Source organism: Pseudomonas sp. Sample_10 (assembly GCF_004321495.1).
Taxonomy (GTDB): domain Bacteria; phylum Pseudomonadota; class Gammaproteobacteria; order Pseudomonadales; family Pseudomonadaceae; genus Aquipseudomonas.
This window is the reverse complement of sequence record NZ_RCOE01000057.1, coordinates 1-1,876: the sequence shown is the minus strand read 5'-3', so window position 1 is coordinate 1,876 and position 1,876 is coordinate 1. Positions and strand designations below refer to the sequence as shown.

The 1,876-nt window shown below is 60.7% G+C and carries 1 protein-coding gene and 2 riboswitches; the gene reads right to left on the bottom strand.

Features of this window, described 5'->3' with window-relative positions; translation table 11 throughout:
* Positions 1 to 113: 113 nt before the first annotated feature.
* Complete coding sequence (gene cobW, locus D8U18_RS04345; protein ID WP_056852814.1) at positions 114 to 1,175, bottom strand: cobalamin biosynthesis protein CobW; 1,062 nt, start codon at positions 1,173 to 1,175, stop codon at positions 114 to 116.
* A 98-nt stretch (positions 1,176 to 1,273) separates the two neighbouring features.
* A riboswitch (cobalamin riboswitch) is annotated at positions 1,274 to 1,486 on the bottom strand.
* Positions 1,487 to 1,741: 255 nt separating this feature from the next.
* A riboswitch (cobalamin riboswitch) is annotated at positions 1,742 to 1,876 on the top strand. This riboswitch is flagged as partial in the annotation.

Below are 1,876 nucleotides of genomic sequence, written 5' to 3'. Positions count from 1 at the left end.
AGGCTGGAATCGCCGCTGCACAGGATCACCAGCTCGGCGGGGGTTTGTCCAAGGTCGGCAATGTTGTCATCCGACACGAAACCGCCGGGCTGGGTCCTGAGCAGGTGCATGGCTTACACGCTGAGCGCGGCGCGCAATTGCGCTTCGAGCAGGCTGGCGTCCAGTGCCTGGCCGATCAGCACCAGACGAGTGACGCGTGGTTCCTCAAGGCTCCATTGACGATCGAAGTGCTTGTCAAAACGTGTGCCCACGCCCTGAATCAGCAGACGCATCGGTTTGTTCGGGATTGCAGCGAAGCCTTTGACACGCAGGATGCCGTGCTGGACCACCAGTTGGGTCAGCGCGTCCATCAGCAGGCTTTCGTCGGCTTGCGGCAGCTCGATGGAGATGGAATCGAAAGCATCGTGATCGTGATCGTCTTCGCCTTCATGGTGGTGATCATGATGGCTATGACGGCTGTCGATGTGCTCTTCAGAGCCGGCACCCAGGCCGATCAACACGTCCAGCGGCAAGCGCCCGCTGCTGGCTTCGATGACTTTTACCGCAGGCGGCAGTTCTTCGGCGACTTCCAGGCGCACGCGGGCCAGGTCTTCAGGGCTGATCAGGTCGGCCTTGTTGAGGATCACCAGGTCAGCGCTGGACAGTTGATCGGCGAACAGTTCGTGCAGTGGCGATTCGTGGTCCAGGTTTGGGTCGAGTTTGCGCTGGGCGTCGACCTGATCCGGGAATGCGGCGAAGGTGCCGGCGGCCACGGCCGGGCTGTCGACCACGGTGATCACCGCATCAACGGTGCAGGCACTGCGGATTTCCGGCCACTGGAAGGCTTGTACCAAAGGTTTTGGCAGGGCCAGGCCCGAGGTTTCGATAAGAATGTGATCGAGATCACCGCGCCGGGCAACCAGTTCGCGCATCACCGGGAAGAACTCTTCCTGAACGGTGCAGCACAGGCAGCCGTTGGCCAGCTCATAGACACGGCCACTGGCTTCTTCTTCGGTGCAACCGATTGAACACTGCTTGAGGATCTCGCCATCGATGCCCAGCTCACCGAATTCGTTGACGATCACTGCGATGCGGCGACCCTGAGCGTTGTCGAGCATGTGTCGCAGCAAGGTGGTTTTACCCGAGCCGAGGAAGCCGGTAACGATGGTGACGGGGAGTTTGGCCAGTGTTTTCATCGGATGCCCTTTGGCAAGGTGGCGGGCATACGGGACGAGAACCGGCAACGCCTGTGCGCGCCGGAAGCGTTCGCCACCGGATCACCCCGCCCGGTTCTAGTGAGAATCTGTATCGAGGCAGGTCTCCTGGCTGACGGTGTCCCAGTCGCTTGACTGGCGTTGGCTGCGCCTTCCCGCGGGCTCAGGACTTGAGCGTGCAGTGGCGTGGCAGCGAACATCACCGTTCACAGTTGCGGGGGCAGCCGCGGCATTGACCGCGTTCCCTTCTTAGCTTCGACAGACGCCGAAGAACCTCGAAAGCGCAAGGCTACGCATGGTATTGGGGCGGGTCAATGATCAAGCCGAATCGATCGTTCCCGCGCTTTGCGTCGATCGTTCCCACGCTCTGCGTGGGCATGCCTCAACGGACGCTCCGCGTTCGGCTGTGAAAGGGACGCAGAGCGTCCCGGGCTGCATTCCAACGCAGAGCGTGGGAACGATCAAACGAATGATCAACGCAGAGCGTGGGAACGATCAACTCAAACGAGAACCCTTGCCAATTGACGCCCAACCTCCGCCCATGCTCTCCTATGCATCTTGTTACGGGTGCCCTTCACAGGGTGAAACGGGAAACCGGTGAATCATGTGCTTTACTCCAAGCCATGTCAGTCCGGTGCTGCCCCCGCAACGGTAAGCGAGCGAAGCGTCAGATCCACTGTGCC

What these genes read in the sequence shown, in the direction of transcription:
- cobW (WP_056852814.1), bottom strand. Translation starts at nt 1,175, where the DNA reads ATGAAAACACTGGCCAAACTCCCCGTCACCATCGTTACCGGCTTCCTC.